The 14,598-nt window shown below is 66.8% G+C and carries 7 protein-coding genes and 2 pseudogenes; 7 read left to right on the forward strand and 2 right to left on the reverse strand.

Annotated features, from left to right (window positions below; translation table 11 throughout):
- Positions 1–103 precede the first annotated feature (103 nt).
- Positions 104–1,033, reverse strand: a complete 930-nt coding sequence (locus tag ACH4TL_RS07070; protein ID WP_398310679.1) for an ADP-ribosylglycohydrolase family protein — start codon at positions 1,031–1,033, stop codon at positions 104–106.
- A 501-nt stretch (positions 1,034–1,534) separates the two neighbouring features.
- Between ACH4TL_RS07070 and ACH4TL_RS07075 the strand changes: the two genes are divergently transcribed.
- The 7 genes and pseudogenes from ACH4TL_RS07075 (at position 1,535) to ACH4TL_RS07105 (ending at position 12,412) form a co-directional block, all read left to right on the forward strand.
- A complete protein-coding gene (locus tag ACH4TL_RS07075) occupies positions 1,535–2,056 on the forward strand; it encodes a hypothetical protein (RefSeq protein ID WP_398310676.1) in 522 nt (173 codons plus the stop codon).
- A gap of 476 nt (positions 2,057–2,532) precedes the next feature.
- Positions 2,533–2,808 carry a hypothetical protein gene (locus tag ACH4TL_RS07080; RefSeq protein WP_398310673.1) on the forward strand — a complete coding sequence of 92 codons (276 nt, stop codon included), beginning with the start codon at positions 2,533–2,535 and terminating at the stop codon, positions 2,806–2,808.
- 389 nt (positions 2,809–3,197) lie between these two features.
- Positions 3,198–7,151, forward strand: coding sequence for an SGNH/GDSL hydrolase family protein (locus tag ACH4TL_RS07085; RefSeq protein ID WP_398311601.1), 3,954 nt, complete (start codon positions 3,198–3,200; stop codon positions 7,149–7,151).
- 114 nt (positions 7,152–7,265) lie between these two features.
- Positions 7,266–8,027, forward strand: a complete 762-nt coding sequence (locus ACH4TL_RS07090) for a hypothetical protein (protein WP_398310670.1) — start codon at positions 7,266–7,268, stop codon at positions 8,025–8,027.
- Between the two features lie 682 nt (positions 8,028–8,709).
- Positions 8,710–9,114, forward strand: a pseudogene (locus ACH4TL_RS07095) (type VII secretion protein EccC); the annotation flags it as partial.
- An 84-nt stretch (positions 9,115–9,198) separates the two neighbouring features.
- A pseudogene (locus ACH4TL_RS07100) lies at positions 9,199–10,421 on the forward strand (DUF6177 family protein).
- Positions 10,422–10,747: 326 nt separating this feature from the next.
- Positions 10,748–12,412, forward strand: a complete 1,665-nt coding sequence (locus ACH4TL_RS07105) for an N-6 DNA methylase (RefSeq protein ID WP_398310667.1) — start codon at positions 10,748–10,750, stop codon at positions 12,410–12,412.
- On the opposite strand, the gene ACH4TL_RS07110 is transcribed toward ACH4TL_RS07105, so the two are convergent.
- Positions 12,409–14,568, reverse strand: coding sequence for a UvrD-helicase domain-containing protein (locus tag ACH4TL_RS07110; protein WP_398310663.1), 2,160 nt, complete (start codon positions 14,566–14,568; stop codon positions 12,409–12,411). The two genes, ACH4TL_RS07105 and ACH4TL_RS07110, sit on opposite strands and share 4 nt — an antisense overlap.
- Between the last annotated feature and the right edge of the window lie 30 nt (positions 14,569–14,598).

A 14,598-nucleotide genomic window follows, 5' to 3' on the forward strand; every position in this document is an offset into this window, starting at 1 on the left:
GCTCGCCACTGGCTCTTGACCATGCCTGTACTCACCCCGGACCCGTGACCAGCAACTTCACGAAGCACACCACCCATTGGCGCTCGCCAAGCTCGCGGATGGGTCAGGTCACGAGGCGGTGAGCGAGGTGGAGAAGTTCTGGTAGCCGCAGTGTCCGGTTACCGAAGCCTGGGAGAGGAACGTGAAGTGGCTCGGTCCACCGGGTGGGAATGGTGTCCAGCCCGTAGCAGGCACCTGCGAGGCCGCCGGTGACCGCGGCGACGGTGTCGGTATCGCCGCCGAGGTCGATCGCGGCCCGTACCGCCTCCTCGAACGTGTCGGTGGCGCGTAGCGCCCATACGGCGGAGCCCAGACAGGGCCAGACGGCGCCGTTGAACTCGGTGGCATGGTCGGGGTGCCAGCCGGGGCCGAGGACGGCCGCGTACCGGTCCCGGTGATCGGGGTGCACCAGGTCCAGGATCTCCGGGAGCGCGGCAAGAGGATCGTCACCGTGGAGCGCGAGGCGCAGAAGTTCGTGGAAGACAGCGGTGCCTTCCCACGCGGCGCGATCGCCATGGGTGAGGGCAGCGATGCGCCGCGCCGCTTCCAAGGTGGCCTGCTGTCCGTCAGGGGCGAAGTAGACCGCTGCCGTGGAGGCCCGCATCAGCGATCCGTTGCCCGCCGCCCGCACGTTGACCTGGAAGTGGATGGCGGCGGCCAAGTCCCAGGGCATGCCGTTGGTGAGCACGTCCTCGGTCTGCAGACCGATGTCCTTCGGCTCGGACGCGGCCCACCGCTGAAAGCGGGCGAAGATGTCCGGCAGATCCAAGCCACCCTGCTCGATCAAGGACTCCGCGACCAGGACTGCCATCTGCGTGTCGTCCGTCGCCTCACCCGGATCCCAGCCGCCTCCCCCGCACATCTCGCCGCCGATGCCGCCTACCGGGAAGCGGGCAGAGAACACTCCCGCGGCGCCGAACTCGAACGGGGCTCCCAGCGCGTCGCCCACCGCTGCGCCAACGATCACGCCGGCTGCCCGTTCGCTCCAGTCCACTCGCTCAGGCTACTCAGTCCGAGAGGGAGATGGTGAGCCAGCTGGCTGAGCCTCGCCAGAGTCAAGCTGGGGGCGGAAGTTGCATGACCGACCTGCGTCGAGTTGGCGTCCGCGCGCACCAGCACAAGCAGTTGCGGCACTTTGTCGAAAGTAGGACAAGTCATTGCACAGGATTGGTTGGTGCTACATCAGATAGAAGATAATGCCTGACTGTAAGTGGTGCAGTTTGTGATGAAGAGCACAATGTGACTGTTGGTGAAGATTTAGGCGTCATTTACCGAGGTGTCCTGGCGCAGCACGGCTCGACGGATCAAGATTCGTGACGGTAGGTAGCCAAAAGAGTGAATCGGAGGGGCCGATCGTCGGGAACCTCCTTTTCGGAACCTCGTTCGATACGTAGTCTCGGGCCCGCCTTGGCTGCGGTGCGTCTGTACCGGGGGGTAAATCAGGCGTCTCTTCGCGCAGCCCTGTTTCCGCATCACTTCATGGGAGGGGACACGTATGACCACCGGCCGGAGGTCTGGTTTACGCGCCGCTGTTGCGGCCGCTTCTATCGCCGCCTTGGGGCTGATTGCCCCGCAAGCCGTCGCCGCTGACACGCCGCAGTCCGGCGTCAAGGTTTCGGCTAGGGCCGACACCGCCACGCGTACGATCGCTGCACAAAAACCTCAGACGGTTCGAGTAATGGCCAATCTCTGTGGGTCGGGCTACGAGCTGTACAGCGCCGAGAGACTGCCTGACGAGCGGAGGTACGGGACCCTCTTCATCTACGTCAAGGGGGGTACCGGTCCGAATAACTATGCCTGCACGCTGTTCGACAACAACCAGGACGGCGCCCGGTACATGAAGCTCAAGATCTGCGAGAACAAGACCTCCAACCCCAGGTGTCAAACCGACGAGGGAAGCTTCACCCAGTACGCCGGCCCGGTACGTATGGACAACTGTCCGCAGATCACGGCAATCATGAAGAACGGCAACGGCAAGGCGATCATTGATGCGGTCCGTGGTCCCTTCTGCGGCTGAGGAACCGGGAGTCCCTCCGCAAGCCGGAACCGTACGGTGACCGCACGGCAACCGGCTCCTCCAGCCACGCTTGCGCTTCCTACCAGTGGAACGGAATCATGCACACATCGGCACAACAGTCCGCCCTCACGCGCCGTCGGCCGGGAGGGCGTGGTTCGGCACTCACTCTCACCGTGCTGATGTTGTCAGCAGGCGTTCTCACCACTGCTTGCGGTGCCCACGGGGATGACTCAAGCGCTGCCACCGCACCGCCCTCGAGGGCACCGATGGCCGCGAATTCACCCTCTTCAACGGTCGCTCCCAAACCTTCCGCATCAGCGGCGGAGGGCTCTCCCACTCCCCAGACGGCCATGCAGCGAGCGCAAGAGGAGGCGGGCCGGGAACGGGCTGCAGCAGCCCCCAGCGGCGTCCCGGTCACGCCGGGGGACGGCAAGGAGAGTGAGAACTTCAGCCACCCTGTCACGACCCGGGGAGACGTGACGCTCTTCAAGCCCGTCCGCAGCGGATCCGCTCTGATCGTGCCGGTAAAAATCACCAATCATGGCGATCGACGTGCGTTCTACGATGTCGACATCCGTGTTACCGGCCCTCATGGATTCGACGCGACGGTTCACATGAAGAGCGAAGTGGTCGGCTTGTATCCCGGGACTTCATGGCCCGCAGAACTCACCGCGAGAGATCCGGGAGCCCCAGTCCCGGAAAACCCCCAGGTGGCCGTCGTCAAGAGCAAGAAAGTGGATAAGTTCGGCTGACATTGAGGCGGCTCCTGCGTCAATAAGTCGTAGGGGCCGCCGTGTCGGTATTCCCTCGCTTCTCATCCTCATCGTACTTACGTGTATCGGGTGGGAATGCGTGACGCGCACCTACACCGCGAGTCTGCAGACATTCGGCCAACTGGTCGACTCAGGACTCGAATGAATTCCCCCTAAACCTCGCCCAGGCGAGCCGAAACTCGGTGACGCCTTCTCAGTGTCTTTTCACCCAGAGGTAATCCGTTCCTGCGCGTGGCAAGACCAGGGGGGCGGTAGTGCATCCATACGTACGGAGTTGAATCATGAGACGAAGCAGACGCAGACGCGCTCGCTTATCTGTGTCCACACCTCTGAGGCTCAGAAGGCCAACAGATGCGTCCTTGGCCGCTGTGGTGGCCTGTGCCGCGCTGACCGGCGGCCTCCTGCAAGCAGCGCCCGCTGCCGCCGCGCCCAAGCCGAACCACGGCCGCAGCCACACCACACCGTCGGCTCCTCCGGGCCGGGTTGCTGATCCGGGCAGCAAGCTCGGCAAGGGCTGGAGCACGTCCACGGACCGGGCGGTCACCCTCGCCGCCGACAGTGATGGCGCGCACGTCCTTGTCGCCGACAGCGCGAAGGCGTACGAGTGGAAGAACGTTACCGTCCTGAGTGAACCGGGCATGCCCGCGGATTCGTGGATCGGTAACCAGTGCGTCATCGACCACGAGCACGCCGCCGTCGTCTACGCGCCGCGCACATTCACGAACAAGCCGGATCTGATGCAAGGCGGAGCGTTCGCCGCGATCGTCAACCTTGACAGCGGGAACGTCACCAAGCTGCCGTTCACCGCTTCGCTGGCCTACTTCGACCCGACCTGCAACCCGGACACCCACACTGCCGCGTTCACTGCCTACCGGGACATGAACGACCCTCGAAACACGAAGACCCGGGTGGTGAGCGTCAACCCGGCAGGAAAGACGACTGGCGAGACCGTGACGGGCGGTGAGGTCACCAGCGCCGTTCCGGTGAAGGACGGCACGATCGCCGCACGTGGCCGCCACCTGGTTCACATCAACCGGTCAGGCAAGGTGAAAGACCTGACCACCGCCGACAGCGTACCCGTCGACATCCGCCCCGCCGCACAGGGGAAGATCGCCTTCGTCGACCGCAGTGACAACACCAGCGCGCACGTCAAACTGTTCACCGGGCACGGCAGGCCGGCCGTCATCACCGCCGGCAAGCTCGGCGACCTTGGCCTGCACCAAGGCGCGGCGGGCCGGGTCTTCCTCACCGGCCACCCCACCGGCACCCTCCGCACGAAGGGCACCGGGGTCACCCGCATCAACGCCCCCGCGGACACAGACGTCTCTACCCTGGGGCGCCTCGCGGTCAACCCGGTCCTCACTTCCGGCGTCCACGCCGGCCTGGAACGGATCAAGAACTCGGGCAAAGGCTTCAGCAAGGCAGACCCTTCCTCGCAGGAACGGGCCGCCCAGGCTCCCGCAACCGTGACGGCGGACGCGCCGACGACGGTGACCTCCATCGCCACCACCACCGGGGAGAAGATCACCCAGTCCGTCCAGGAAGCGATGAACCCCACAGGGAAGGGGACCTTCTCGCCCGCCCTGACGGCCAGCGGGCCCAACGGCAAGCAGACGCATCTGAAACGCATCGCAGCAGGTGTGTCCAACACGCCGGTCGACACCGACCGCTGGTGCTCCATCTCTCGCAACGATGTGAACGCGCAGGCGTTGCAGCCGACCCCGAACCAGGTCGAATGGGCCGTCGACATGGCAGTACGAGGAAAGCTCCGTGCCAGTTCGATCCGGCAGGGCGGCTACCGCAGCCAAACCGGCATGAGCAGCATCGACCCGCAGGGCCTCTTTCCTCTTCCGAAGTTGACCGGTGGCGGGCGCATCCCCGTCAATGTACTGCTCGGCATCATGGCCCAGGAGTCGAACCTGTGGCAGGCCGAATCCGGTGCGATCCCTGGCCAGATGGGGTCACCTCAGGCTGCCGTGGACGGCTACTACGGCCACAAGGTCGTTGAGGGTAACCCGGATGCCTACTGGCAGATCCATTGGGACAAGTCCGATTGCGGCTACGGCGTTGGACAGGTCACCGACGGCATGCGTCTGGCAGGACACGAGAAGAACCCCCACGACACGAGCCTGTCTCCGGCCTTGCAGAAGGCCGTGGCGGTCGACTATGCGACGAATGTCGCCGCCTCTATGAAGATCCTCGCCGACAAGTGGAACGAGGTCCACACGGACGGTCAGAAGGTCACCGTCAACAACGATAATCCGGCCATGGTGGAGAACTGGTTCACCGCCGCGTGGAACTACAACCTCGGCTTCAACCCGCCATCAGAGGCATCGAAACACGACGGGCACTGGGGCCTGGGCTGGTACAACAACCCAGCCAACCCGATCTACAAGAAGAGCTGGGGCCACCCGTTCATGGACACCAGCGTCGACCCGGGAGCCAACCATGATGCGGCACATCCGCAGGACTGGCCGTACGAGGAAAAGGTGATGGGATGGGCCGCATGGTCCATCGACACCGGATTCTCCTACGGCACCTCGGGCCGTCAGGACTGGCTCGGCGAGTCCGGCTTCTCCTCGGCCGGCTTCCAGCCCGCCTGGTGGACCACCCCGGGACAGCGCAGCCTCGTCTCGCCCCCGTTGGACACCTTCTGCAACAGCAACAACAACTGCAACCCGGATACGCCGCCGGATTGCCCGAACGAAGCGTGCTACGCGAAGTACTGGTGGAACCAGCCCAACGTGGCATGGAAGGTCAACTGCGACACCAGCTGCGGCCACGAGAACATCAAGTACCAAACGGAGATCCCGGAGCCCGGGCGCGGATACCGGCTCAAGGACGGAACCCCCGTGTGCTCCGGCGTCCCGGACGGATCCCACGTCGTCGCCTCCGTTCCCAAGGGGACTGAAACGTGGAGCGACTGCGGCCAGGCCACCTCTTCAGGCAGCTTCCAGTTCACGTTCTACCCCGGGACCGAGGGCCGCTACGAGGCCAAGGCGGATCTGCACCAAGTCGGCGGCGGCTACGGCGGCCACTACTGGTACACCCACACCCGCAACCCGGCCCACCTCGGCGGCCCCAACGGCTACATGGCCATCAACGGAACCTGGACTCTCGGGCAGAACCTCAACTGGGCGCGTGTTCTGGTCCATCTGCCCGACACCGGAGCCCAGACACGGCAGGCCACCTACGTCGTTCACGGTTCGGACAGCAGCAGCCCGAAACGCAGGGTGCTCCAGCGGGCCGGAGGCTGGGTCCCCTTGGGAGTGTTCCACTTCACCGGCACCCCTCAGGTCGAGCTGTCGAACGATACAGCGGACGGCACAGCGGACGAGGACATCGCCTGGGGCGCCGTGGCCTTCCAGCCTCTCACGGCCAAGCCGAAAAACTTCGTCGTGGCCATGGGTGACTCCTACTCCTCGGGCGAAGGCGTCAGTGCACCGGGCGGCGCGGACTTCTTCCCGGAGACGGACCACTACGACAAGCTGAACGACAAGCTCATCGACAAGTGCCACCGCTCCAAGCTTGCCTGGTCCAGGCAGGCGACCCTTCCCGGCTCCTCGAAGTCCATCGGTGATCTGGCCGACAGCCTCGACCCGCAAATGGATTACCACTTCGTCGCCTGCTCCGGGGCGCGTCACTACGACATCCTCAACCATGACCAGATGAGTGAGGGCGCACAGGTCGACACCGGCTACCTCGACGACAACACCACCTTGGTGACGCTGTCGGTAGGTGGCAACGATGCCCGATTCACCGACGTGTTCATGCAGTGCGTGCTGAAGGCAGGCGTGGACTTGTGCCAGGACACGTCGATCGACAACAAAGACCCGGACGACGGACATACCCTGCCGGGGGATACCGGCCCGCTGAAGGACTGGGCCCCGAAGTGGCTGCACGACCAGATCCGTCCACGCATAGCGAAGACGCTGAACGTAATCCACAGTAAGGCGCCAAACGCGAAGATCATCCTCATGGGCTATCCGCGGCTGCTGTCCGCGGGCGGCCAGTGCATTCCGGGCATCGGCACCGGGGAGGCCCCATGGCTGAACCAGGTCGCGGACACCCTGGACGAAGAGATGAAGGGCGCCGTGTCGGACGCCAACCAGTCCGGAGCAAAAGCGGTGTTCGCGGACCCGCGCAACGAGTTCGAAGGCAAGACGGTCTGCGGCGACCCGGAAGACGTCAACGGCATCGTCAAGACGGGGCTGTCCAAAGCGGACAACTTCGGTCTCACCGAGGTCGGGATGGCCACCTTCCACCCGAAGATCGCGGGCGCACGGCTGTACACCAACGTGCTGGAACAGGCGCTGAAGTAGGACAGCCCCAGGCGTCCTACTGATCGGTGGCGGTGCCTGAGTACGCGTACTCAGGCACCGCCTGATGAAGACGAGCACAATGCCTATGTCAAGACAGGGACAAGGAGAGTCGGCATGACGCTGTCTCGTACCTCTCGCGCAGCTCGGAAGATCGTGGCTGCCGTATGGGCTGTCGGCATGCTTGGTGTCGCCTCATGCTCTGCCGGAGACAACGCCATCAGCCTTGAAGAAACTCGGAAGCTCGGGGGCAGTGCCAAGGCTGAGCAGGCCAGGCAAAAGGCTGAACAGCATCTCGTGAGTATCGCTCATACATATGACAAGAAAACCCCCCTCACCCTCGCTCTGGTCACCGTGAAGGACTACTGCGCGAGCGGCTCGGGAGGCGCGTTGCCATCGGGCGACGACAGATACAAGATCCGTTGCACTGTCGATGTCGCCGGCTACTACGGCGCCGACCGGGACCAGGTCGGCGACGTGATGGACGGGATACTGTCCGCAGGTGACCGACAGGCATCTGCTACGACCCCGGGCGAAGGCGTCGACTTCGGTCACGACGACTACCGCAACAAGCTGGTTGCCTACTACCGGGGACACGCGCCCAACCCGAGTGGACCCCACGCGACCGAGCCCGTGCAGCTCTCCGACGGTTCGCAGACGTTGGAGTGGGATATGGTCCGCACCAAACAGCATCGGACATTGATCGAGCAACCGCCTAAATGTGCGAAACCTGATCCTCCGGTATCACGCTGCTCTCGCAGACCGGAGCCGAAGACCATTGCCGGCATTCGCGATAAGTTCGGAATGGTTTTCAAAATGAGCATGACTCCTGTGAACTATTACCAGGTCTACAAAGATGGCAAAACTTCCACCAATTGATGACAAGTGCTCGCCGTCGAGCAGGCCGCAACGGTCGAGATCCTGAAAAGCGACGCCTTCTTCGCGAAGGCGAGCGACTGGTGAGCGAGAGCTGAGCCGGCGGGTGACGGACCCGGTGTGGGAGGACACGATCTCCTCGGATACGAGTGCCGCTGCGCAGGCACCCGATTGGGGTCCCTGCGCAGCGGCACTCGTATCCGACTGGGTTACCGCCGTCCTCCGCATCCGGCGTGCCCGCAGCCGCCGCAGAACCCGCCGTTATTGCATGCGCAGGGACAAGGCCCCACCCGTCTGCCGGTCGGCTTGCCGGACCGCGTGCGCTGGGTAGGTACGGAGGCCATGACGGGTGTGGCCGGGCGGTCCGGGTCGGTGCGGTGGGCTTGCGGTGGCCAGTAGGTTCAGTCGTGCGGGGTGGGGGCGTTGGTCGAGGCGGGTGAGGCAGTGGGGTAGGGCTGGGTCGGTCAGGCCGGTCAGCGACCATCCGGCGACGTTGACAACGTGCGAGGCCGCCTCGGCTTCGAGCCATGCGGCGTGGTGGGAGGACAGGTGGCTGGCGTGCTGATTGCAGATGTGTTCGGTCGCGGCGGTCAGGAGGTCGGCGAGCGGGGACCGGGCTGTGGTCGCGTCGCGCTTGATGAGGCGTTGGGTCTGGGCGAGGATCTTGTGGACGAGGACTCCGGACGAGACCGTCGACCATGACGCGCTCGCGGACGCACCCGCCTTCAGCGGACCACGCATCGTCATCCTCGTCGACGACTACGACATCCTCACCACCGCAGGCCAACAGCCCCTGGCCGACTTCCTGCCCTACGTTCCCTCCGCCCAGGACATCGGGCTGCACTTCGTCATCGCCCGCCGCACCGCCGGATCCTCCCGGGCCCTGTACGAACCGCTGCTGACCACGCTGCGCGAGACCGGAACCGCCGCCCTCGTCATGACCGGCGACCGCACCGAGGGCCAGCTCTTCCCCGGCCTCTACGCCTCGGCCCAACCGCCCGGCCGCGGCACCCTCGTCCGCCGCGGCCGCACCCACAAGCTCATCCAGACCGCCCTCGCCCCTGACACCACCCCGGACGACGCCACGTGACCAAGGACGTCATCGCCCTCACCCCCACCATGCCCGACGTATCCACTCTGCTGGCCGGGCTCTACGCGGGCGGCCCCAACCTTCGTGTACGAACAGCCGCCGGCGACGCCGTCGTCCAGCTCTGCGCCCCGGACGGCAGCACCCTCGTCTCCATCGAGGCCCCCATTCCTCATCCACACCCCCGGCGAACCGGCCCGCCTCCTCAGGATCACCGCCTCGGACGCCCCTGTCTGGTGGACGGAAGCCCGCGCCACCACCGCCGTACCCGAGGCCGGACAGCTCGCCGACTACTTCGCCGGGCGCCTCGCCACCGTCCTCCACGGCATCACCTGGCCACCGGAAGCGGCGACCACCGACGTCACCCCCCTCACCGCCGACGGTCCGGCAGCCCCAGCAAACGCCCACCCCGCCATCGACGTCCTCACCGACACGACAGCAGTCGTCCTCCAAGACCGCCCGGTCATCCCCATGACCAGCTGGCTCTCCGATGGCCTGCGCACCGCCATCACCAGCGACCGCGCCCTGCACATCGTCACCCCCAACACTGCCCGCCTCACCCTCCCCACCCGCAACGCCCTGGGCGGATACCCCAACCGCTGGGTCATCCAAGACCCACAGGACGGCTACTACGACGGCCTCTCCGGCGCTGTGCTGCACTGGCAAAACGGCACCTTCGCCCCCGCCCGCACCTCATCCGGCACAACGCCCGTCGCCAAAGCCTTCACCGACACCACGGACACCGGCGATCGCCAACTTATCCTCGCCATTCGCACCCGCCATCCCGCAGACGAAGAACTCGTCCTCGGCCGTGCCCTGGAAACCGCCTGGCACCACCTCACCGGCGCCCCACCCGCCGGTTGGAGCACCGCCGAGCCCGTCAACCTGCCCTGGTCCGCCCGCCAGCTGACCGCCCTCGCCCGCCAGCGCGCACCTCAATCCACCTGGCTGATCGCCATCGGCCACCCCGACCGCCCCGCACTCGCCACCGTGCGCATCGCGGACCCCTCGCCGAGACCCTGGCCACCGAGCACGGCCTGACCTCGATGCTCACCTCACTGGGCCACGGCCCGCGCGACCTCACCATCCCCCCACACATCGCGACACCCCCCCGTCGCTCTCACCCTGGGCTCCGACACCGTCCACGACATCGGCACCCACCACGCCCAGCACCCACCCCTCAACCTCACCCCACCCAACTCGGCCCCACCTCCCGCCCCGCCCTGCACTACGCCCTCGGTGACGGCACCGACGACCAGACCTGGACCACCCTCAAACACCTCACCCAACACCTGCGCACGGGAACCTGACCCGCCTGTTCAGACCCTCGTGCCACGGACCACAGCACACTCATGGCGAGTGGTGACGCGAGTACAAGGCGCCCTGAAAGTATGGGCCCTACCCGCACATCCCACAGAGTGCACGGCAGTCGGCGCAGTGCTTGCTGGTATCCGGCCAAGCGGCTGAGGACTCCGATGAACCAGGCAGCGATCCGTCCTCCCTGGGCTCTTCGCATACCGCAAGCTCCCCATCTCGTTACCCTCGTCCGTCGACATGCGACCGCCGCACACACTTGTGTACATAGTCAACAGTTTATTGCTGGAAGTGAACCGGCATTGCGTGTACGTTTGGGGCCATGAGAGAAGATGCCGCCCCCACGGCCGTTCTCCTCGTCTCCGGCTCGGAGATCGCCCGTCTCGCGGGGGTCACCCGCGCCGCGGTCTCCAACTGGAGACGGCGCTACGACGACTTCCCCACGCCTGCTGGGGGCGGTGCGAACAGCCCACTGTTCGCTCTGCCGGATGTGGAGGCGTGGCTGGATCGACAGCGCAAGGGGCAGGGAGTCTCCGAGGAGGTCCAGCTCTGGCAAGTGCTGCGCGGAGCCTACGGTGAGGAGATCCTCGGCGGAATCGCCGCCGTCCTCCGCCTGCTTGCCGATGGAAGACAGACGCACGGATTGCCGGAGAAGGCTGCCCGGCTGGCGCGGAACCTCTCCGCGAGTACCTCCGCGGGCGACGTGGCCGACGCTCTCTGCGAGCGCTTCACCGACTCGGTGCGCCGGGTCGGCTCGGACCAGGTCACCTCGCCTCGTGTGGTCCGTGCCGTGCGCCACTTCGCCGGCGAGGTGGCGAGTGACGCGACCGTTTTCGATCCGGCCTGCGGCATCGGCACGCTCCTCCTCGCCGTCGCCCCCGAGGGAACAGGCGAGCGGTACGGGCAGGAATCGGACCCCCGCAGCGCGGATGTCGCGCAGATGCGCGCCGACCTGACGGGCCGAACGGACGTCACCGTCGCCACGGGTGACTCCCTGCGCGACGACCAGTGGCCGGACATCGAGGCCGAACTCGTCGTATGTGACCCCCCGGTGGGTGTCACCGACTGGGGGCGGGCGGAGCTGCTTCTCGACTCCCGCTGGGAACTGGGTACCCCCTCACGTGCCGAGGGCGAACTCGCCTGGCTCCAGCACGCCTACGCCCACACGGCCCCCGGCGGTCGCGTTCTCATGGTGATGCCCGCCTCGGTCGCCTACCGCAAGGCCGGTCGCCGTATCCGCGCCGCGCTCGTACGACGTGGCATCCTCACGCATGTCATCGCCCTGCCACCCGGCACCTCGGCCGCCCACGCCCTCCCCGTCCACCTCTGGCAACTGCGCCGGCCCGCATCGCCCGATGACGCCGCCACGTCCGTAACGCTGACCGATCTGACCGCGGGTGACCCGGACGGTTCCCTTGAGCCCGGCCCCGGCCAGGTCGTGGACGTGCCGCTCGTCGATCTGCTGGATGACGCGGTGGACCTCACGCCCGGCCGCCACGTCGCGGAGCCGCATCGTGATCTCGCTGCCGAATACCGCTCTCTGCGGCAGGAGCTGGCACAACAGCTCCAGGGGATCGAGGAGCTGCTGCCGGCGCTGACCGCGGGCGACGGCCCTGCCTCTCCGGACGGGCCCACGATCAGTGTCGCGGAGCTCGCTCGCGCCGGACTCGTCGAGTACACCGACCCTGAGCCGGTCTCGGTGACGGACCAGCTCGACACCGATTACCTGCGGGGTTTCCTGCGCAGCGCGGCGAACAACCGTCGCTCCACGAGCGCCAGCGGCACCTTCCGCCTCGACGGCCGAGGCGCCCGTATCCCTCGGATGGACATCGCCGACCAGCGCCGTTACGGAACCGCCTTCCGCGCGCTCCAGGAGTTCGAGGAGCGTACGCGGCGGCTGGCGGAGCTGAGCCGGGACGCGGCAGCGCTCGCCAGGGACGGGCTGGGCAACGGCACCCTCGTTCCCGAGGGCGGCAAGGACGGTTAGTCCTCGGCTGGTCCGGGCTGTGCGGAGCCGCGCGGTACGAACGAACTGGCCCGGCCGCTCCACGACACGGTCAGCGCTTCCCGCGCCCGGGTGCACGCCACGAACAGCAGGCACCGCTCCCGCAGCAGATCCGCATCGTGCTGGAGCACATCCACATCCGCCGGTGTGACCTCGCGGGCGAAGGGCATCGCGCTCGCCGTCATCCCGAGCACGGCGACGCACCGGAACTCCAGGCCCTTCATGGCGTGCATGGTGGCGAGCCGCACCCCCGCCACGTCCGGCCCCGGGGCGTCCTTGACCCGGACCACCGGCACCCCGGCCGCGGTCAACTTGTCGTACGCCTTGTCGAGGAGCACGTTGAAGCGGGCGCACACGCCGATCTCGGACGGGCGTATGCCCTGGGCCATCCAGTCCTCGACACGTTCCACCAGCGCCGCGACCTCCGCCTGCTCGGAACCGTACCCGTCCACCCACGGCCTGCGGCCGTGCAGCAGCGAGCGGTAGCCGGCCAGCGTGTCACTGCCTTCGCCGCCCAGGTCGTCGACCGACACGGGGCTGAGGATGCCGGTCGACCAGGACAGGATCTCCTCCGTGGAGCGGTAGTTGACGCGCAGACGGCTGGTGCGCCCGGCCACCGGGATACCGAGCGAGCCCAGGGAGACCCGTGAGTCGTAGATGCGCTGATGCGGGTCGCCCGTGATGAACAGGTCGTCGTGTCCCGGCGCCACCGCGCCGCGCAGAACGCGCCACTGCGCGGGGTGCAGATCCTGCGCCTCGTCGACCACGACATGGTCGAACGCCGGTGCCGTACGGGCCAGGAGCTCCGCCGCGCGGGCGCAGACCCGCAGATGCGTGGTCCTCCCCTGTTCGCGCAGCATCGACTCGAACAGCTCGACGGCGGGCCAGAGCCGCTCACGCCGTCCGGTCGGCAGTGGACTTCCGCGCCCGCGCCGGGACGCGGCCCGGTAGGCGTCCAGGTCGCGGATGTCCTGGGCGAGGATGACGTGCCGGTATTCCTGGGCCAGGAACTGTTCCGTCCAGGGGAGCCCGAGCTTCTTGACGATCCGCTGCCACAGCTCCCGCTCCGCCCGGTCCCTGATGGGGGAGGGGACCCTGCCGTCCAGGCGGCTCACGAGGCCGTACGCGTAGGAGTCGACCGTCGTCACCTCCACCCGGCCGAGCAGCGACGGGTCGTGGTCGAGGAGGAGGGCCAGGTTCTCGCGGAGCGCGGCGGCCAGGGCGCCTGTGTACGTGGTGAGCAGGATGCGCGCTTCGGGCGCGCGGGTGAGGAGGTGCTTGACACGGTGCAGCGCCACGACTGTCTTGCCCGTGCCGGGACCGCCCGTGACCTGCGCCGGACCGCCGTACGACGTTCGGTAGGCAACGCGCCGCTGCGACGGATGCAGGAACACCCGCCAGGTCGCGAACGGCTTCTCCAGGATGTCGGCCAGCTCTTCGGGGCCGGTGACCAGGGTGATACGGCTCGTGGTGATGGAGATCGCGATGGCCAGGCTCTCGTCCGCCTCGGGCTCCGCGTCGGCCGGGCGGCGTACGGCGACCACGTCGCGGTACACCTCCTCCGCGCTGAACCCCTCGGCGAGGTACTGCAGGGCCTCGAACTGGTCCTCCGGCAGCAGGGTGCCGAAGGCCTCCAGCTGCGGCTTGTCGATGATCGTCCGCACCGCCCGCATCACCTGGTCGTCGATGCCCAGCTCGCGCAGGACCGTGTTGGAGTACTTCGCGAACAGCAGCGAAGGGGCCTTGGCGGCGGCCTTCTCCAGGGCGGGGGTGAGCTGCTCGATCGCGGCCACGTTGCGTACCTCGAGGCCGCGCGTCGCGGAGTTCGTCGTGTACAGCCGCTTGGCCGCCCAGGTGTACGCGTCGTCGTGCGGGACGACGTTGACGAGCAGGAACACATCGCTGCCGTCGTCCGGTGCCAGGACGACGCCGCGCCAGAAGTCGTTGATGCGGATGGTCCGCATCCGCGGGTCGCGCGCCTTGTCGACGTTTTCCAGGTGGAGCCCCTTGTCCGCGTGCAGCTCGGCCACGGTGAGCCGCTGGAACTTCTCCATGGCCTTGCGCACGCCGGATTTGACGGGCTTCTCCAGGACGTCGTAGCTCTCCCAGAAGCTGTTGGCGAACGCGAGCTGCGGCACGAGTGACCTCCCCCACCCCTGAACGGACAC

This window comes from Streptomyces sp. NPDC021115, assembly GCF_044333065.1.
GTDB lineage: Bacteria > Actinomycetota > Actinomycetes > Streptomycetales > Streptomycetaceae > Streptomyces.

What these genes read in the sequence shown, in the direction of transcription:
- ACH4TL_RS07075 (WP_398310676.1), top strand. Translation starts at nt 1,535, where the DNA reads ATGACCACCGGCCGGAGGTCTGGTTTACGCGCCGCTGTTGCGGCCGCT.
- ACH4TL_RS07090 (WP_398310670.1), top strand. Translation starts at nt 7,266, where the DNA reads ATGACGCTGTCTCGTACCTCTCGCGCAGCTCGGAAGATCGTGGCTGCC.
- ACH4TL_RS07105 (WP_398310667.1), top strand. Translation starts at nt 10,748, where the DNA reads ATGAGAGAAGATGCCGCCCCCACGGCCGTTCTCCTCGTCTCCGGCTCG.